Here is an 18,573-nt window from a genome sequence, read left to right on the forward strand (position 1 = left end):
CTGGTTCCGGGTGCGCGGCCGGGTGCCCACCGAGTGGGCCGGTCGGAGGGTGGAGGCAGTGGTCGACCTCGGGTTCGACGTGGGCATGCCCGGCTTCCAGAGCGAGGGGCTGGTGCACCGCGCCGACGGCACCGTGGTCAAGGGCCTCAACCCGCGCAACGCGTGGATCCCGGTCGGTTCCCCCGCCGAGGGCGGCGAGGACGTGGAGTTCCACGTGGAGGCCGCCGCCAACCCCGTCATCCTCGACAACCCACCGTTTGGGCCCACCGAACTGGGCGGCGGACGCGGCCCGGACGACGAACCCCTGTACCGGCTGGCCCGCGCCGACCTGGCGATCTTCGAGACCCTGGTGTGGGAGCTGGCCCTGGACCTGGAGGTGGCCGGCGGGTTGATGCGCGAACTCGACGAGGGCGACCCCCGACGCTGGCGACTGTTGCGCGCGCTGGGCCGCACTCTGGACGCTCTGGACCCCCAGGACGTACCCGGCAGCGCCGAGCGCGCCCGCGCGGTGTTGGCTCCGGAGCTGGCCTCGCCCGCCACGGCCGGCGCGCATCGGATCTCGGCGGTCGGGCACGCCCACATCGACTCGGCGTGGCTGTGGCCGCTGCGCGAGACCGTCCGGAAGGTGGCGCGCACCAGCGCCAACGTGGTGGGGCTGATGGCCGACCACCCGGAGCTGGTGTTCGCGATGTCGCAGGCCCAACAGTGGGCGTGGATCAAGGAGCACCAGCCGGAGCTGTTCACCCGGGTGGTGGAGGAGGCCGAGGCGGGCCGGTTCGTTCCGGTGGGCGGCATGTGGGTGGAGTCCGACACCAACATGCCGGGGGCGGAGGCGCTGGCCCGTCAGTTCGTGTTCGGCAAGCGGTTCTTCCGTGACGAGTTGGGCGTGGACACCCAGGAGGTGTGGCTGCCGGACTCCTTCGGGTACTCGGCGGCCCTGCCACAGTTGGTGCGGTTGTCGGGGTCGCGCTGGTTCCTCACCCAGAAGATCTCGTGGAACCAGGTCAACCGGTTCCCCCACCACACGTTCTGGTGGGAGGGGCTGGACGGCACCCGGGTGTTCACGCACTTCCCGCCGGTGGACACCTACAACGCGGAGCTGACCGGGGCGGAGCTGGCGCACGCCTCCCGCAACTTCCGGGACAAGGGCGGGTCCTCGTACTCGCTGGTGCCGTTCGGGCACGGGGACGGTGGTGGCGGACCCACCCGCGAGATGTTGGGCCGGGCGGCACGGCTGCGGGACCTGGAGGGGTCGCCTCGGGTGACGATCGAGCACCCCGAGGAGTTCTTCGCCCGGGCGCACGCCGAGTACACCGACGCCCCGGTCTGGTCGGGCGAGCTGTACCTGGAGTTCCACAGGGGCACCTACACCAGCCAGGCGGCGACCAAGCAGGGCAACCGGCGCTCGGAACACCTGCTGCGCGAGGCGGAGCTGTGGGCGGCCACGGCCGCGGTGCGAGTGGGAGCGGAGTACCCGTACGAGCGGTTGGAGCGGGTGTGGCGGACGGTGCTGCTCAACCAGTTCCACGACATCCTGCCGGGGAGTTCGATCCAGTGGGTGCACCGTGAGGCGGCCGAGTCCTACCGGGAGGTCGCCGAGGAACTGACCGAGGTCATCGGCCGGGCGCAGGCGGCGCTGGCCGGCGCCGGTGGCGGTGGCGAGGGCGAGGGCGAGGGCGACGAGGTGGTGTTCAACCCGACCCCCCACGAACGCGACGGGGTGCCCGCACTGGGTGCGTCGCCACGCTCCCGGGCCGTCTCCCCCGCCGTCGAGGGGGCCGTCGAACCCACCCTGGCCGGCGACGACGACGGTTTCGTCCTGGAAAACGGGCTGTTGACGGTGCGAGTGGACCACCGTGGGCTGGCGGTGTCGGTCCTGGACCGGTCCGTCGAACCCGAGGGCCGGGAGGTGCTCGCCCCGGGGCTGCCCGGCAACCTGCTCCAGCTGCATCAGGACGTCCCGAACCAGTGGGACGCCTGGGACGTGGACGAGTTCTACCGCAACAGCGTCACCGACCTGACCGAGGCCGACTCGGTCACCGCGCTCACCACCGAGGAGGTCGCCGGGGTCGCGCTCCCCGAGGGCACCGTGGGCGTACGCGTCACCCGTTCCTTCGGGGAGTCCTCGCTCACCCAGGTGCTGTCGCTGTCACCGGGCACGCGGCGGCTGGACGTGGACACCACCGTGGACTGGCACGAGCGCGAGAAGTTCCTCAAGGCCGCGTTCCCGGTGGACGTGCGGGCGCACGAGTCGTCGTCGGAGATCCAGTTCGGGCACGTCAAGCGGCCCACGCACACCAACACCTCCTGGGACGCCGCCAAGTTCGAGATCTGCGCGCACCGCTGGGTGCACGTGGCCGAGCCCGGCTACGGAGTGGCGGTGCTCAACGACTCCACCTACGGGCACGACATCACCCGTGACGTGCGCCCCGACGGCGGGACCACCACGACGGTGCGGCTGTCGCTGCTGCGGGCGCCGCGCTTTCCCGACCCCGAGACCGACCAGGGCGAGCACCGGCTTCGCTACGCGCTGGCACCGGGGGCTCGGATCGAGGACGCGGTGCGCGAGGGGTACCGGATCAACCTGCCGGTGCGTTCGGCGCCGGGTACGGCGGCGGTGGAACCACTGGTGGAGGTCGCCGATCCCGGTGTGGTCGTGGAGTCGGTCAAGCTCGCCGACGACCGTTCCGGGGACGTGGTGGTGCGCCTCTACGAAGCCCGTGGTGGACGTGCTCAGACGTCGCTTCGCACCGGCTTCCCCGTGCGCGGGGTGCGGGCGGTGAACCTGTTGGAGGAGGACTACGAGGACGCCCCGGAGCCGTTGACGGCCACGATGCCCGCCGACGAGGACGGTCGAGGCCCGCGTCTGGTCAACGTGGGCCTGCGCCCCTTCCAGATCCTCACTCTGCGCCTGGAGCTCTGAGTCATCCCGCCGGTCCTGGACCTCCGGGACCGGCGGGTCCTCCTCAACCCTTCATGGCCCCGCCCAGGGCGAAACGGCCGCCCATAGCACGGGAGACCACCATGTACAGCGCCACCACCGGCACCGTGTACAGCAGTGAGTAGGCCGCCAGTTCGCCGTAGCGCACGCTCCCGTACTGGCCGAAGAACGTGAACACGCGTACCGCCGCCGGCATCTTCTCGGGGCTGGTGAGCAGGATGAACGGCACGAAGAAGTTGCCCCAGGTGGTGACCAGGGTGAAGATCCCCACCACGGCCAGGCCGGGGGCCAGCAACGGCGCCACCAGGTAGCGCAGGGACTGCCAGGCGGACGCTCCGTCCACCCAGGCGGCCTCCTCCAGGGCGATGGGGATGCCGTCGATGAAGTTCTTGGTCAGCCAGATCCCGAACGGCAGGGTGCTCGCGGCCAGGAACAGTGTGGTGGCGGTCAACGAGTTCAACAGGTCGGCCTGCACGAACATCCCGTACACCGGCACCATGATCGCGGTGACGGGCAGACCGGTGGCGAACAGGACCGAGTACAGGAACGGTTTGCGAAAGCGCAGGTTGTACCGGGACAGCGGGTAGGCGGCCGGCATGGAACAGAAGGCGGTGATCACCGCCGCTCCCCCACAGGTCAGGACGCTGTTCCAGATCGGCCGGTAGACGATCTCGGGGGTCATGATCGCGGTGAAGTGGTCCAGGGTGAGCGAGGTGGGAGGCCCCGCGCGCAGGGAGGGTTGGGTGTCCACGGACGCGAACAGCATCCACAGCATGGGCACCAGGAACACCACGGCCAGCCCGCCCAGGACCAGGTACGTCAGCAGGGTCGCGGCGACCCTGCTCGGCGCGCTCACCACGATCCGGGCCCGCCCTCGCCCGCCGGTCCCGGTGCTCCGCTCGCGGCTCATCGCTGTTCCTCCCTGCTGAGCATCCACACGTAGACGACGGAGAACAGGCCGGCGACCACCAGCAACGCCAGGGCGATCGCGGTGCCATAACCCAGGTCGCCCATGCGCAACGCCTCCTGGTACATCAACAGCGGCAGCGTGGTGCTGCGCGCGCCCGGCCCTCCGGAGGTCATCACGAAGATCAGCGTGAACACCTGCACGGTCTGCAACGTGATCAGGAGCAGGGTGGTGGCCAGCGTGCGGCGCAGCAACGGCAGCACCACGTGCACCAGCACCTGGAAGGAGGAGGCGCCGTCCACCCTGGCGGCCTCCTTGAGGTCGTCGGGTACCTCCGACAACCCCGCCGAGTAGGTCATCATCGAAAAAGCGGTGCCCTTCCAGATGTTGGCCAGGACCACCGCCGACAGCGGTGCGGTGAACAGCCAGTTCTGCGGCTCCGCGCCGAAGAACCCGAGGACGACGTTGAGGCTGCCCTCTCGTTCCAGGAACGCGTACCAGACGAACCCCGCCACGACCTCGGGGACGACCCAGGCTCCCACCACGATCGCGCCGACCGTGGCGCGCACCGCGCCGTGCCGGTTGCGCATCAGCAGCGCCAGGGTCAGGCCGAGCACGGTCTGACCGAACACGCACCCCACCAGGAAGAGCACGGTCAGGACGGTGGCTTCGCGAAATCGGGTGTCGGCGAGCAGTCGTTCGAAGTTGGCGAAGCCGACGAACTCGGTCTGCGCGGCCTGCGCCCCGGTGAGGGCGGCGTTGGTCAGGGACGCCCACACCGTCCACAGGATGGGGCCGGCGAAGAACGCCAGCAGCAGGAACAGGGCGGGCCCCATGGGCAGGACCCAACGGGAAGAGCGCGCCCACCGCCGGCCTCGGCGGGCCTCGGCCTCCCGGGTGGTCCGGTCGTCGCGGGTGGTCGTGGTCGCCACCGGTCAGGAACCGTCCGTGACGTTGTCGGGACCCACGATCGACTCCAACTCCTGGGAGTAGAGTTCGGCGGCCTCCTCCGGGGTGGCCTCGCCCAACATCACGACCTCCATGGCCTCCTGGATCGCCAGGGACACCCTCGGGTACTCGCTGTAGGCGGGCCGGAAACCGGTGACGTCGACGAGTTCGGCGAACCGTTCGGCCTTGGGGGCGGCCTCCAGGAAGCCGGGGTCCTCGGCGACGTCGGAACGCACCGGGATCTGGCCGCCCTCGACAGCGAACTTCACCGCGTTCTCCTGGTTCAGGGCGTGGGCCATGACCTGCCAGGCCAGGTCGGGGTCGGTGGCGTGGGCGCCCATCGACAGGGCCCAGCCGCCGGACATGCTGCTCGCGCCCTCGCCCTGCCCGTTCCGGGTGGGCATGGGGGTGAACTCCATGTGGTCCTCCCACTCCGGCCAGGGCTGGTTGGCCTCCTCGATCCAGGACTGGGTGGCCCAGGAGCCCTCCAGGCTGATCGCCATCTCCCCGTTCGGAAAGCGCTCCTCGTTGTTGACGGTGCCGATGTTGGCGTCCAGGGCGTCCTGGGGGTCGAGGGTGAGGCCCTCGTCGAAGATGGTGTGGACGAACTCCAGGGACTCGGTGAACCCGGCGCTGGAGGAGACCCACTGTTCGGAGGATTCCTCGAACAGGCCGTCGTCGGTGCCGCGGAGCAGCATCTGGAAGCCCTGGAGCGAGGCGGCCTCCCCGGCGGGGGTTCCCGAGTAGACGTTGAGCGGGACCACCTCGTCGCCGAACTCGTTCTGCACGGCTCGGGCGGTGTCGAGCACCTCGTCCCAGGTGGCCGGCTCCCAGGGGAGTTCCACCCCGGCCTGCTCCAGAAAGTCGGTCCGGTACCAGAGGCCGCGCACGTCGGTGCCGAGCATGACCCCGTAACGGGTTCCGTCCAGCGAGGTGACCGCCTCGGCCTCCTGTTCGTTGAACCGTTCGGCGTCCTCCCAGGCGTCGAAGTGGTCGTCCAGCGGCATGAGGTAGCCGGCGTCGGCGTCCTGGTTGATGGTGAAGGTGTCCTGGTAGATCAGGTCGGGGGCCTCGCTCGCGGAGCCGTTCATGAGGTTGACCTGGGTCTGGTAGTCCTCGGCCTGCGCCTCGACGGCGTGGAGTTCGACGGTGACGTCGGGGTTGTCGGCCTCGAACTCCTCCTTGACCTTCCGCATCAGCGAGTCCATCGCGATGAAGGTGCCGAACTTCTGGTAGGCGACCCGGACGGTGTTCGCGTCCCGTTCCTCCCCCGGGGAACAGCCTGCGGCGATCAGGGCCAGGAGTGCGGCGGCGGCCGCCGCCCGGGTGGTGTTCCTTGGAGTTCCCCTCATCGTGTACCCCTCACGCAGCGATGGCCGGGCGACCCGGGAGAGTGAGCCGTATCACATGCTTACTAAAAACCTTGGATAAAGACAATGGGGGAAGTGGGGCGAACCAGTGCGGTTACCCTCAGGTGGGCGGGCGGCCGAACGCCCGCACCGGCAATGCGGAGGGACTCGACGTATGCGCACCAGCACCAACCTGCTGTGGTTGGGCGACCTCAACCAGAGCAGGGTGCTCGACGCGGTCCGCCGTTCCGACGGGGTCAGCCGGGTCGAACTGGCCGAACAGACCGGGCTGACCGCGCAGACGGTCTCCAACATCGTGCGGCGTCTGTTGGAGAACGGCCTGGTCCTGGAGGACGGCCGGGCCGTCTCCAGGGGCGGCAAACCGGCCACCATGCTGCGGCTCAACGCCGGCGCCTACTACGCGGTGGGCATGCACATCGACCCGTCCTCCACCACCCTGGTCGTCACCGACCTGGCCGGCCGGGTGGTGGCCCGTGCCCGCAGGCGCACGCCTTCGGCCCAAGGTCCGCGCCGGGTCATCGACGCCCTGAGCCGTTCGGTGCGCGCCATCGTGGAGGACTCGCCCGCACCCGACCGGGTCCTGGGACTGGGGGTGGCCACGCCCGGCCCCATCGACCGTTCCGCGAGCGCCGTCACCCCGCCCCACCTGCCCGGCTGGCGATCGGTTCCGCTCCGCGAGGACCTGGCCGAACGCACCGGGCTGCCGGTGGTGATCGACAACGACGCCACCGCCGCGACCATCGGCGAACGCTGGGCCGGCGGCGGTGAGCGTTCCGAGGACATGGCGTTCGTGTACGTGGGCACCGGCATCGGCGGCGGTCTGGTGCTGGACGGCGACGTGTACCGCGGCGGCACCTTCAACGCGGCCGAGATCGGGCACGTGACCGTGGACCCGCGGGGACCGGACTGCCCGTGCGGCAACCGGGGTTGTTTGGAGACCTACACGGCCCCGCACGCCGTCGCCACCGAGGCCGCCCTCCGACGCGGGGAGGACCGGGCGGACTTCGAACGCGGAGAGGCGCGCACGGTGGCCGCGTACCGGAGGGTGTGCCGAGAGGCGCGCGCCGGGGATCCGGTCGCCGCGCGGGTGGTGGGCGAGGCCGGTCGGCGCCTGGGCGACGCCGCGGTGACCCTGCTCAACCTGGTGGACGTTCCGGTGGTGGTACTGGGCGGCTGGGGCATGTCGCACATCGGGGCGCTGTACGCCGAGGCGCTGGATCGCGCGGTGGCCGAACGCACCATCGCCCGCGGGGTGCGCCGGGTGCGGGTGGAGCCGTCCCTGATCGGCGAGGACGTCGGGGCCATCGGCGCGGCCACCCTGGTCCTGCACGCCGCCTACTCCCCCAAGTTCACCACCGTGTGAGCCCCGTGCCCGGGCGCGTCCCGGGGCGGGGCCCCGGTGTCACCCTCGCCAGAACAGATGGTGCCTCACGCCGCTCGGACTGGGCACGACCTCCAGGTGGAACCGGTCGAGCAGCTCGTCGGGGGACTCCCAGAGCTTCAGACCGGACCCGAGTTCCAGCGGCGCGACCGCCACGTGCATCGTGTCGACGAGGTCGGCTTCGAGGAACCGGCGGATGGTGGTGACCCCGCCGCCGAGTCGGACGTCCTTGCCCCGTGCGGCCTCCCGCGCCTGTTCGAGGACCGTTGCCGGGTCGCCTCCGACGAAGTGGAACGTGGTGTCGGAGAGCGTGAACGAGGGACGCTCGTGGTGGGTCATGACGAACACCGGGGTGTGGAACGGGGGCTCCTCCCCCCACCAGCCGCGCCATTGGTGGTCGGGCCAGGGTCCGCGCCAGGGGCCGAACTTGTTACGGCCCATGATCTCGGCGCCGATGTTGTTCGCGAAGTCGCGCGTGAAGTAGTCGTCGAGGCCCCGGCTTCCTCCCGGGTCGACGCGACCGGGCCATCCCGCCGTGGCCCCGGCCCAGGCGAAGAGCCTCTCGGGTCGGTCGACGTCTCCGAACGGGCTTTCGAGGCGCTGGTTCCACCCGGCGGCGATCCCGTCCTCGGAGACGGTGAAGTTCTGGACCCTCAGCAGCTGTGGCACGTGTTCCTCCCGTGTGGTCGACAGGTGGGGTCGACAACGGGGAAGACTCCGCCGCCCGAGAGAACTCATCGCCGTGACCGGCCGGAATCAAGGTCCGGGATCAGTGGCCAGGGATCAGTGGTCGGGGTAGACGGACTGGATGCGTTCGGCCACGTGGGCGAAGCCGCCGCGCTCCAGTATGTGCACCTGCTCCCGGACGAACGCGGCGCGCTCGGCCTCGCCTGGGACCGAGTCGATCAGCCCGCGCAGGATGGCGACCTGGACGTCCTGCTGCATGGCGGCCTCGTCCTCGCCGGGGTCGGCGGGCCACCAGTAGCTCTCGTAGCCCTCGTCGTCGACACCACTGCCGGAGACGGGGTGCTCGAAGTGTTCGATGATCTGGCCGGACAGTTCCTCGACCGGCTCCCCGGACGACGGCGGCGCGGACGAGGGCCTCGGGTCCGGCGCCGGTCCCGAAGCGGGGCCCCCGGGCGCGGGTCCCGGTCCACTGGCCGGGGCGTCCCGTAGGACGGCGCGCACCGACTCGGCCTCGTGTTCGGCCTCCCACAGGGCGCGGTCCTTGCGCAACCGAACGATGCTGCGCAGACGCTCCTCGTCCTCGTCCTCCAGGTCCACGCGCACGTCGTCGGCCCACACCTCGACGATGCCGCCGGCCACGGGGGACTCGGTGGCCAAGAGCGCGGTCAGTTCGACCTCGACCACCCCGCGGTCCTTTGGGCCGGTGCGGGCCAGGACCTCGCGGGCGCGCAGCAGGATCGAGTGCGAAGCGGGGCCTGCGGGGTTGCGCAGCCTCAGGTCGATCCGGCCGGCCCACCGCCAGTGCACCCGCGCGGAGAACACGAAGTCGTAGTCGTCCTCGGCGCTGGGCAGCGCGGTGCGGCGCAGGCGCACCCCGCGGGTGCCGCTCTCACCACGCGGTGCCGGAACCGGGTCGGGTTCGTCGCCTCGGTCGGAACCATCGCGCCGCTCCTCGGCCTCGACGGGTCGCGGATCGACCTCGGGGCCGGTTCCGGACAGCGTCCGAACCAGGACCGGCACGATTTCGGCCAGCACCGCCGGCCGTGCCAGAGCAACCCCCAGCAGCATCAACGCCACCGGAAGCCACACCAGTGCCCACAGCCCGACCAGCGGATACAGCACCGCCGGGACGAGCAGCACCACGACGACCACCACCAGGCGGGTGCGGGTGTAGGTGGCCACGGGTGTCTCCTCTTGCGGGGGCAGGGGAATGACTTGGGAAAGTCCACATGCCAGTCTGCCCGAGAACGAGCGTGCTCGTGCCACCAATGCCGAGTCGTGCTCCTCCGGAGACCCTCCCGTGTCGGCGCGGGAATCTCCCCGTCCGACCAGGAGGAATCGACTCACTCCTCTCCGGTGGGACAACTCGTCCACAACTCGATAATGTTCGGAAAAGGCGGAATCAGAAAGGCCGATCGCCTCGTTTCCCGCGTTCTTTCGACGGGGAAACAGGAAACTCCGGCCGGGGTGTGATCTGCGCTACCCGCCGGCCATCGTGGAGTGGAACGGTGTCCGGGGGCGGGTGAGTCGGTGACGTTCGGGACAGGTCGCGTTCACTTCTGAACGACGGTTCGGGAAATTCTCACTGAAGCATTGCCGTGTCCGTACCAAAGGTTTCTCCGAACGCGCCACCATGGCACAATGCGATCACCCGCTCTCTCCGCGCAGCCACCCGTCCCTTCCTCGGGCAGGGGCGATGGGCGGGCCGAAACCACCCTGACCAGGTTTCGACCCGAGGTGCAGGGGCTCCGTGCCCTCGCCGTCCTGCTCGTGCTCGTCTACCACCTGAAGCCGGAACTGCTCCCCGGTGGCTACGTGGGAGTCGACGTCTTCTTCGTGATCTCGGGTTTCCTCATCACGTCGTTGCTGCTGCGCGAGGTCACCGAAAACGGGCGGGTCTCGCTGGCGAAGTTCTACGTGCGGCGGGTGCGCAGGTTGCTTCCCGCGGCCACCCTGGTCCTCCTCGTCACCGGCGCGGTGTCGCTGGTGGCGCTGCCGGTGACCAGGCTGGGCGACACCGCCTGGCAACTGCTCGCCTCGGCCCTTTGGGTGGAGAACCTGTACCTGGCCGACCAGGCGCTGGACTACCTGGCCGCGGAGACCCCGCCCAGCCCGGTGCAGCACTTCTGGTCGCTTTCGGTGGAGGAGCAGTTCTACCTGGTGTGGCCGCTGTTGTTCCTGCTGTGGGCCTTGGCGGCGCGTTGGTGGCGGGCGGGGAACGGGGTGTTGACCGCCGTGCTCGGCGCGGTGTTCGTGGCGTCCCTGGCCTGCTCGGTCCGGATGACCCTCTCCGGTGACGCGGGTGCCTACTTCTGGCCGGTCACCCGGGCGTGGGAGCTCGCGGCGGGCGGGCTGCTGGCCGTGGCGATGTCCCACGGGTCGCTGCCTGAGCGTCTGCGGTTGCCACTGGGATGGCTCGGGTTGGCGGCGATCGTGGCGTCGGCGCTGCTCTACGACTCCGGCACACCCTTCCCCGGGTACACCGCGCTGCTGCCGATCCTGGGATGCGTCGCCGTGATCGCCGCCGAGAGCCCCTCCGGCCCGGCCGCCTCGGTCGTGTTGGGCACCCGCCCGGCCAGGTTCTTCGGCGACATCTCCTACTCGCTGTACCTGTGGCACTGGCCGGTCATCATCTTCACCCTGGAGCTGTTCGGCCGGGGTTCCCTCGGCCCGCTCGGCATCGGGCTCGCGGCCGGGGTCTCGGTGCTGCTCGCCTGGGGCACCAAGGTGTGGGTGGAGGACCCGGTGGCCCGGCACAAGCTCGTGCGCACCGGCCGCGCCGCGCTGGCGATGGCCGTGTGCGGGATCCTGGGGGTGGCCCTGGTCTCGGCCGCCGCCACCCAGCGGGTCGACCGGATGGCCTCGGTCGAGTTCGACCCGTCCGTGCACGTGGGGCCCAAGGCGCTGGACACCGGGATCCTGTCCTCGGAGATGCTCTACCCCTCCCCCGTCGACGCCGAGGACGACGTGCCCCGCACCTACGACGACGGTTGTCACGCCGGCTTCGACGACGACGATCCCGGCCAATGGTGTGCCTACGGTCCCGACGACGCCGAGGCGACCGTGGTGATCACCGGCGACTCGCACAGTCTGCAGTGGATCCCCGCCCTGGAGGCGCTCGGCGAGGAGCGCGGCTGGCGGTTGGTGGTGCTCAGCAAGTCCGCGTGCGCGTTCACCGACATCCTGGTGGGACGGGACGGTGGACCCTACGAGAACTGTCAGGAGTGGAACCGCGAGACCGTCGACGAGATCCTGGAGATCGACCCCGACATGGTGTTCACCAGTTCCTCGGTGAAGGGCAACCCTTACGGTCTCGGAGACGAGGGCCCCGCGGAGATACAACGGGTCATGGGTGAGGGCATGGCTCAACTGTGGGGTGAGATCACCGAAGCGGGCGTGCCGGTACTGGCCGTACGCGACACCCCTCGGGTGCGCTCGGACGTCTTGGACTGCCTGGCCGCCAACGTCGAGAGTCCCACCGAGTGCGATCACCCGATCGAACAGGCCATGGAGACCGCCGACCCACAGGAGGTGGCGGTGGAGCAGGTCGAGGACGCGGAGATCGTCGACCTCACCGACCGGTTCTGTGTCGAGGACACATGTCCTGTGGTGATCGGCAACGTGCTGGTGTACCGGGACTCCCACCACATCACCGGGACCTACGCACGACTGCTGAGCGAGGATCTGGGGAGGCGGATGGACCAGGCGCTGTCGAGGACCTCACAGGGATCCCTGCCGTAGATTCGTCCTTTTTCGCCTTTATCGGAGTGAATTTTCGTTTCCGTTTCGGCGAGAGACGGGGAAGGGCCTCCGGGTCGTTTCACGAAAGGGCGTTTCGCCACGTTGGGACGGGGCTCACCGAAGTATGCTCGTCGAATCCCGCCGAGCACCTTCGTCCCCACGGTGAAAGGCCGCCCGTTGGATTCCACCGACGCCCCCGCACTCCGGGGAACGACCACCGAAGTACGGACACCGTCTCCACCTCGGGACGTGACCGCACGGGTGGACGGATCGCACGTGGTGGTGACGTGGCGGCCGGATACGAATACGAAGGGCCCCGTCGGCTACCGGGTGACGCGCCGAACCGGTCGTGGGGGCACCGCTCGTGAGGAGTCTCTCGGAGAGGTGTTCGGTGTCGAACTGGTCGACGACCGAATCGGCGCGGGCGTGGACGCCCACTACGCGGTGGTGGCGGTTCGGGACGGCCGGGTGTCGGAGGCCGCGGTGAGCGCCCCGGCGATGATCGTCCCGGACGTGTCCGAGGTGAGGACGACCGTCGACGAGTCAGGGGTGTCGGTCTCCTGGCGTCGGCCCCCGGAGGCGGTCCGGGTGGAGGTGCTGCGTGGGGCCGGCGCGCCACCGCACGGCAAGGGCACCGGGGTGGTGTCGGTGGAGCACCACGGGTCGGGTTTTCGCGACACGTCGGTGCGCGCCGACCAGGAGTACTTCTACCGTGTGCGGGCGGTGTACCTGACCTCGCAGGGGTGGACCCGAGGTTCCCAGGGTCTGCTGATCAGGGCGGTTCCGGGGCCGCGGGCCGAACCCGTGCGCGACCTTCGCGTCGACCCGGGCGAGGGTGGCCGGGTGGCGTCCTGGACCCCGCCCAAGCGCGGTCGGGTCCGGCTGTACGCCGGCCGGAGCGCGACCGCGGCGACATCGGGCGCTCCGGTGGAGGGCGAACCCGTCCAGGGGTCCGACGGTCGCCACCGGTTGCCGTTGTCCCTGCCGGCCGGGGTCTCCCACGTGGTGGCGATGACCGAGGACGGGGAGCGCCGGGTGGCGGGCTCGCCCGTGCGGGTGGTCGTGGCCCCGCCCGTGACGGGTCTGCGGGCCGAACGGTTCGACACCGTGGTGAGGCTCGGCTGGTCCTGGCCGGAGCACACCTCATCGGCCCTGGTGACCTGGGCGGCGGAGACCGACGGGGAGCCCGCCGGTTGGGAACGTCGCACGCGGGTGCGCTACGACGCCGAGGGCGGGTTCGAGACGCCCATGGGTTCCGGTCCACTGGTGGTGACGGTCCGCACCACGATCCACTCCGGGGCCGAGGAGGCGTTGAGCGTTCCCACGACCGTGCGCCTGCCCGGACGTGTCGTCCTGGACTACCGGGTCGAACCGGTGGGACTGCTGCGCCGCGAAAGGCTGGTGCACCTGAGCACGGACGTCCCCTGTCGGATGCCGCGGATCGCGGTCGTGTTCACCCCCGGTGAGGTGCAGCCGCACGCGCGCACCGGGCGGGACCGGGTGTTGTCGGTCCTGCCCGCACGGGACCTGGCCGCCGGTGAGCGGGTGTCGGTGCGGGTGCGCCCGCCGTGGGACGCCGCCCCCGGCTGGCTGACGTGTTTCCCCTTGGGCCCGGGTGGCGACGTGCGCCTGCGACAGCCCTCGGTCAGGGAGCTGCGCCTGTGAACCTCGTCGTCCCCGCGAACCCGCTCACGGGGCCGCGCCTGGTGTGCCCGTACTGCTACTCGGTCTTCACCGAACGGCAGATCGGGTTCCGTTGCCCGGGACGTCCCGGCCCCGACGGTCGGGTGTGCCCCGAGGAGGAGGACCGGGCGCTGCGCGACCACCTGGGCCGCAAGGAACGACTGCCCCCGGTGTTCGAAGCGGACGGTCGCCGCCCTCGGGCCCACTGTCCCGCGTGTTCCTCGGCCAGCGACCGGCAGGTGTGCGTGGTCTGTCACTCGCGACTGCCGGTGAACTTCGGACGGATGCGCGGCCGCGTCATCGCGCTGGTGGGCGCACGCGACTCCGGCAAGACCGTGTTCATGACCGTCCTCATCCACGAGTTGAAGCACAGGGTGGGCGCGCGCTTCCGGGCGTCGGTGGGCGGCGCCGACGACCACACCCGGCACCGGTTCGGCAGCGACTACGAGGCGCCCCTGTACGAGGAGGGCCGGCTGCTGCGGGCGACCAGACGCACCGGAGCGGCCCGCGAGCCCCTGGTGTTCCGGTATACCGGGCTGCGCCCCGGCCTGCTGATGGACCGCCCGCACCACACGCTGCTGTCGTTCCTCGACACGGCGGGCGAGGACCTGCACGACATGGACAGTGTGGAGACCAATCTGCGGTACCTGCGCAACGCCGACGGGGTGATCGTGCTGCTGGACCCGTTGCAGATGAAGGGGGCCCGCCCCTCGGCCGCGCCCGGAACACGCATGCCCGCGTTGGAGAGCCCACGGAACCGGTCGTTCGACATGCTCGGCCGGGTCACGGACCTGTTGATGCGGCGATCCGATCACGTTCGGGGGCGGATCAGGACACCGGTGGCGGTGTGCCTGAGCAAGATCGACGCGCTGCGCGAGGACCTGGACGAGGGTTCCCCACTGCACCGACCCCAGCCGGACGCGCCGTACTTCGACGTCCGTGACGGCCAGGACGTGCACGCCCAGGTCCAGCAGCTCCTGCACCGTTGGGGCGCGGCCGACGTCGACGTCCACGTGCGCACGCACTACGCCAACGCCCGGTACTTCGGGGTGTCGGCGTTGGGCGAGGGCCCCGACGAGGACAACGTGCTGCACGGCGGGGTGCGGCCCTACCGGGTGGCCGACCCGTTCCTGTGGATGCTCTCGGAATTCGGGGTGGTCCCGGCGAAGGACGTCTAGGGAAGGGACACGTTCAGGCGATGGGTGCGGCTCAGCTCTACTACACCTCGTGCGAACACGGCCTGTCCGGCTGCGGCGGCTACCAGTTCAACGCCGCCACCCCGGGTGTGGACGCGCGCGTACTGCGTGAGGTGGAGCGGTTCACCGTGTACGAACCACCGAGGTCACTGCCGCCGGAGGAGGTCCACCGACACCCGGTGAACCTGTGTTACTCCCCCGACCTGGGCGGGGCGCGTGTGCTGAGCCGGGTGGTCTCCAGCGGACACGATCCCTCCGGCAGACCGGGCAACTACTTCGTGCACAGTCTCCTGTTGGAGGGGGACGAGGGTCCGCTGCCCGCCGAGTTGTGGGGGGCCGGATTCTGGGCGAGGCGACCGGTGACCGATCCCGACCTACCGGGGCTCTTGCCCGGCTCGGGCCCGTTGGACCGCACACGCACCGCGGCCTGGCTTCGGGGGCGGGACGAGTCACTGCTGCGCCGGCTGCTGGTGGCGGTGGACGCGGCCATCGACGGGGGCTCTCCGGTGCTGTTGCCGGCACGGGACGAGGACGCCGCCCATTGGGTGGCCGCCCTGTCGCACCTGCTGCCGCCCCGGCGCGCCCGGCGGATGTCCTTCGCGACCTACAGCGGCAGCCCGGAGGACACCCCGGTGCACGTGGTGGCGGTGCCGCCGGACACCGACACGGACGGGCTGCGGGATCGCTTCGTCGTCTTCGGGGCGGCGGGGTCGGGGGCCGGCGACTTCTCCGCACAGGAGGTCGGCGAACCGGAGGCCACCCCGGACACGCTGTCGGTGGTCTCGACCGTGCTGCTGACCGGTGTGGAGCTCGCCCCGCGGCTCTGGGCCTCGGCCAGACGCTATGCCTCCGGGGCCGAGGAAGGTCTCGCGACGTGGCGGCCACCGCTGGCGGCGGCCCGTCTGAGCGAGGCCGGTGTCCCCGTCACCGAACCCGACCTGCGAGTGGTCCGTGCCTGGTTGCCCGAAGCCGTGGACCGGTTGCCCACCGGGCCCGCCCGAGAGCTGCTGGAACGGCTCCTGGACCCGTCCCTCGAATCGCCGGACGATGAGCCGGCGCGGCTCCAGGCGGTGGCGCACGCCTGTGGTTCTCGGGATCTGATCGAACGAGCGGAAGGGCTGCTCGTGCGGCGCGCTCTGGCCCGGATCGCGTCCGGTGCGTGCGCTCCTCCGGTGGCGTCCATCCGTTCGCCCCGGGTGTCGTCCATGGCCGGAGACCGGATGGGTGCGCTGTTGGACGGTGCTCTCGAACCCGCGCGTGTGGTGGAGCTGCTGCGATGGGCCCGCGCGGGCGGGGTGCGCCCGCCCGAGGCCGCGTTGGAGCGCTATGGGGCCGGGCCCCTCGCCCGAGCGCTGGCCGACGTTCCGCCGGACCGTGACCTGGCCGGGCTGTTGGAGACACACGCCCCGCTGCGGCACGGGGTCGCGCGTTCGCTGGGGTCGTTGCCGCGTCGGACCCTCACCGCGCTGGCCGCCGACCCCATCGGCGCGTTCTTCGCGGCGGATCGAGAAGTATCCTCCGCCGTCTCGGGACTGCGCGAACTACGTCTGCTGCACACCGGTGCGGGCGCCGGCCCCCTGGCCGCGCGGGCGTTGGCGGACTGTCCGGAGGCACTGTTCGACGCCTATCGTCGAGCGGCCGCCGAGCGTTTGACCCTGCCGCCCCGGTCGATCCTGGGTCTGTCCGCGCGCCCCTTGGAGGCCGAACTCGTGGCACGGGTGTTCCTGACGGCCCGCCGGTTGTGCGCGGGAGGCCGGGCGACGGCGCTCGACCGAGGCCGCTCGCTCCTCCTCGACGTGCTCGAACCCGCAGCGCCCACCTGGTCGCGCAGGGACGTGGCGGCGGCCCGTCGGGCCTTCCACGACCCTGACCGCGAGCGGGACTTCGACCGGTGGGTGCGCGGCGTCCGAGAACGCGGCGGACAGGACGGCCTGTTCGGATCGCGCTTCGGAGGGGGCCGATGAGAGCCGAACAGGAGAGGGCCGTGGACGGTGTCGTGGGGGTGTTCGCCCTCCTGGTCAACACGGTGATCGTGGTGGTCGTCGCCGCTCTGGCCGCCGGGCTGGTGTTCCTGGTGGTCCTGCATCTGCGCCGGATCCACGAGGTGCTGTACCGGGGCGACAGTCCGCGCGTGGCACCGCCGGGACCCGGGGAGTCCGCGTGGTGGGGGTATCACGGCGGTCCCCTGTGGCGGGACCTGGCGGAGGTGTACCGCCGGGTCCACCTCGACGCCGGACCGTTCGTGGTGTTCCTGGCACCGTTCCTGTGCCTGCAGTTGGTGGTCGCGCTGGTCCACTCCGCCGTGGCCTGGACGGGGGTCGGCGTGCTGCGGTCGGTGGACGGAGCGTCGCTGTTCGTGCGCCGAATCCGCATGGTGTGCCCACTCTGCTTCGAACACATGCCCTACCCGTCCTACGCGTGCGACGGCTGCGGGAGACGGCACCGCGACGTGCGGCCCGGGGCCCAGGGCGTGTTCCGTCGCCGGTGCGTGTGCGGCGGGGGCCTGCCCACACTGCTGCTTTTGGGCAGCGCCGATCTGCGGACCCACTGCCCGCGCTGCGCCCAGGTGTTGGAGCACCGGCCCGGTGAGGCCCGCGAGTTCGTGCTGCCGTTGTTCGGGGCGGCCGGCGCGGGCAAGACCCGACTCACCCATGGCCTGCACGTGGCCCTGGCGTACTGCGCCGGGCGCCACGTCCGTGCTCGTACCGTGGCGATGGGGCGGGAGACCGCACGGAGGCTGCGCGACAGTCGCCCCCGACTCGCACCCGACCACCGGGTGCCGCCCACCCCGCCGGGGCGCCGGGCCCGAGGGTTGACCCTGCGAGTGGAGGCCGACCGGTGCGCCCTGCTGGTGCAGCTGTACGACACCGCCGGTGAGTGGTTCAACACCACCGATCGCACCGAGGACCTCACCTACCTGGGCGAGGCCACCACGTTCCTACTGGTGTTGGACCCCTTGGCGGTCCCCACCGTATGGAACGCCCTCGACGCCGACGAACAGCGCCGGCTCGCCGGCGACCGTTCCCAGGTGCCCGACCCCGAACGGGCCTACATGCAGGTCCGTGACCAGGTGCACCGGCGGTACCGTGCGCACGGCGTCGGCCGGGCGCGAACCCGGCTCGCGGTGGTGGTGACCCGCGGCGACCTGCTCGCGCGCACCTCCCTGGACCCCGCGGGGGTTCCGCCCGAGCGGTGGCTGCGCGAGGTGATGGGCGCGAACAACCTGCTGCGCGCGGCCCGGGCCGACTTCGGTGCCGTGGCGACCTTCGTGACCAGCGCCGTCGTGGACCCCGACGGTCGGCCGGACCCGAGCCTGACGGAACTGCTGCGCTGGGTGCTGGCCCTCGAGGCCGCGGTGTTCTCGGAGATGCTCACCGACCCGCGACGGGCACCGGTTCCCGCCACCGTCCCCCTGGAGGTGTGAGGTGTCCGTCGACCCGCACCCACACCCGCGCTACCGCGTCGCCCGTCGCGCCACCGCCTGGGTGCTGTACGCGGCCATCGCCCTGACCACGACTTTCGTTCTGGCCCACCTGGCCCGGGGCACCCTGGCCTTGCTCCATTCGGTCTGGTTCACCCTCGCCACCTGACCGCCCACACTCACTTCCCCGTTGGCCCGCACCCGGGCGTTTCGCCTGTTTCGTGCTGTCCGGGGTGAGGGTGGGTGGTGTGGGTGGGGTGCCTCGGGTCACCGGCCTTGGGGTTGTTGGGCGGGGTGG

Annotated in this window: 13 protein-coding genes; 8 read left to right on the forward strand and 5 right to left on the reverse strand. The window is 71.0% G+C overall.

The window, feature by feature from the left end:
* The coding region (locus K8V84_RS14965; RefSeq protein ID WP_304075230.1) for a glycoside hydrolase family 38 C-terminal domain-containing protein at positions 1-2,923 on the forward strand (2,923 nt) is incomplete at its 5' end.
* A 43-nt stretch (positions 2,924-2,966) separates the two neighbouring features.
* On the opposite strand, the gene K8V84_RS14970 is transcribed toward K8V84_RS14965, so the two are convergent.
* From K8V84_RS14970 to K8V84_RS14980, 3 genes are all read right to left on the reverse strand, one after another.
* On the reverse strand, positions 2,967-3,851 hold the full coding sequence (locus K8V84_RS14970) for a carbohydrate ABC transporter permease (RefSeq protein WP_304075233.1): 885 nt from the start codon (positions 3,849-3,851) through the stop codon (positions 2,967-2,969).
* Entirely contained in the window at positions 3,848-4,684 is an 837-nt protein-coding gene (locus K8V84_RS14975) for a sugar ABC transporter permease (RefSeq protein WP_304075261.1), read from the reverse strand. The genes K8V84_RS14970 and K8V84_RS14975 overlap by 4 nt, the downstream gene beginning before the upstream one ends.
* 99 nt (positions 4,685-4,783) lie before the next feature.
* Positions 4,784-6,148, reverse strand: a complete 1,365-nt coding sequence (locus K8V84_RS14980) for an extracellular solute-binding protein (protein ID WP_304075236.1) — start codon at positions 6,146-6,148, stop codon at positions 4,784-4,786.
* Between the two features lie 172 nt (positions 6,149-6,320).
* Between K8V84_RS14980 and K8V84_RS14985 the strand changes: the two genes are divergently transcribed.
* A complete protein-coding gene (locus K8V84_RS14985) occupies positions 6,321-7,529 on the forward strand; it encodes an ROK family transcriptional regulator (RefSeq protein WP_304075238.1) in 1,209 nt (402 codons plus the stop codon).
* A gap of 39 nt (positions 7,530-7,568) precedes the next feature.
* On the opposite strand, the gene K8V84_RS14990 is transcribed toward K8V84_RS14985, so the two are convergent.
* Positions 7,569-8,216 (reverse strand): dihydrofolate reductase family protein, encoded by a 648-nt coding sequence (locus tag K8V84_RS14990; protein WP_304075241.1) that lies wholly within the window; start codon positions 8,214-8,216, stop codon positions 7,569-7,571.
* Between the two features lie 114 nt (positions 8,217-8,330).
* Positions 8,331-9,416, reverse strand: coding sequence for a hypothetical protein (locus K8V84_RS14995; RefSeq protein ID WP_304075244.1), 1,086 nt, complete (start codon positions 9,414-9,416; stop codon positions 8,331-8,333).
* Positions 9,417-9,875: 459 nt separating this feature from the next.
* Here K8V84_RS14995 and K8V84_RS15000 point away from each other — a divergent pair, with 459 nt between their 5' ends.
* The 6 genes from K8V84_RS15000 (at position 9,876) to K8V84_RS15025 (ending at position 18,444) form a co-directional block, all read left to right on the forward strand.
* Positions 9,876-11,975: an acyltransferase family protein gene (locus tag K8V84_RS15000; protein WP_304075246.1), complete on the forward strand. Its 2,100-nt coding sequence runs from the start codon at positions 9,876-9,878 to the stop codon at positions 11,973-11,975.
* Positions 11,976-12,359: 384 nt separating this feature from the next.
* Positions 12,360-13,640 carry a hypothetical protein gene (locus K8V84_RS15005; protein ID WP_304075249.1) on the forward strand — a complete coding sequence of 427 codons (1,281 nt, stop codon included), beginning with the start codon at positions 12,360-12,362 and terminating at the stop codon, positions 13,638-13,640.
* Positions 13,637-14,836, forward strand: coding sequence for a hypothetical protein (locus tag K8V84_RS15010; RefSeq protein WP_304075251.1), 1,200 nt, complete (start codon positions 13,637-13,639; stop codon positions 14,834-14,836). The genes K8V84_RS15005 and K8V84_RS15010 overlap by 4 nt, the downstream gene beginning before the upstream one ends.
* A 20-nt stretch (positions 14,837-14,856) precedes the next feature.
* Positions 14,857-16,818: a GTPase-associated protein 1-related protein gene (locus K8V84_RS15015; protein WP_304075254.1), complete on the forward strand. Its 1,962-nt coding sequence runs from the start codon at positions 14,857-14,859 to the stop codon at positions 16,816-16,818.
* Entirely contained in the window at positions 16,815-18,278 is a 1,464-nt protein-coding gene (locus K8V84_RS15020) for a hypothetical protein (protein ID WP_304075256.1), read from the forward strand. The genes K8V84_RS15015 and K8V84_RS15020 overlap by 4 nt, the downstream gene beginning before the upstream one ends.
* Position 18,279: 1 nt before the next feature.
* Positions 18,280-18,444 (forward strand): hypothetical protein, encoded by a 165-nt coding sequence (locus tag K8V84_RS15025; protein ID WP_304075259.1) that lies wholly within the window; start codon positions 18,280-18,282, stop codon positions 18,442-18,444.
* Positions 18,445-18,573 lie beyond the last annotated feature (129 nt).

The organism is Nocardiopsis listeri (assembly GCF_020741345.1).
GTDB lineage: Bacteria > Actinomycetota > Actinomycetes > Streptosporangiales > Streptosporangiaceae > Nocardiopsis > Nocardiopsis listeri_A.

Coding starts and splice junctions, on each gene's coding strand:
- K8V84_RS14970 (WP_304075233.1), bottom strand. CDS start 3,851: ATGAGCCGCGAGCGGAGCACCGGGACCGGCGGGCGAGGGCGGGCCCGG.
- K8V84_RS15000 (WP_304075246.1), top strand. CDS start 9,876: ATGCGATCACCCGCTCTCTCCGCGCAGCCACCCGTCCCTTCCTCGGGC.
- K8V84_RS15020 (WP_304075256.1), top strand. CDS start 16,815: ATGAGAGCCGAACAGGAGAGGGCCGTGGACGGTGTCGTGGGGGTGTTC.
- K8V84_RS15015 (WP_304075254.1), top strand. CDS start 14,857: ATGGGTGCGGCTCAGCTCTACTACACCTCGTGCGAACACGGCCTGTCC.
- K8V84_RS14980 (WP_304075236.1), bottom strand. CDS start 6,148: ATGAGGGGAACTCCAAGGAACACCACCCGGGCGGCGGCCGCCGCCGCA.
- K8V84_RS14985 (WP_304075238.1), top strand. CDS start 6,321: ATGCGCACCAGCACCAACCTGCTGTGGTTGGGCGACCTCAACCAGAGC.
- K8V84_RS14975 (WP_304075261.1), bottom strand. CDS start 4,684: ATGGGGCCCGCCCTGTTCCTGCTGCTGGCGTTCTTCGCCGGCCCCATC.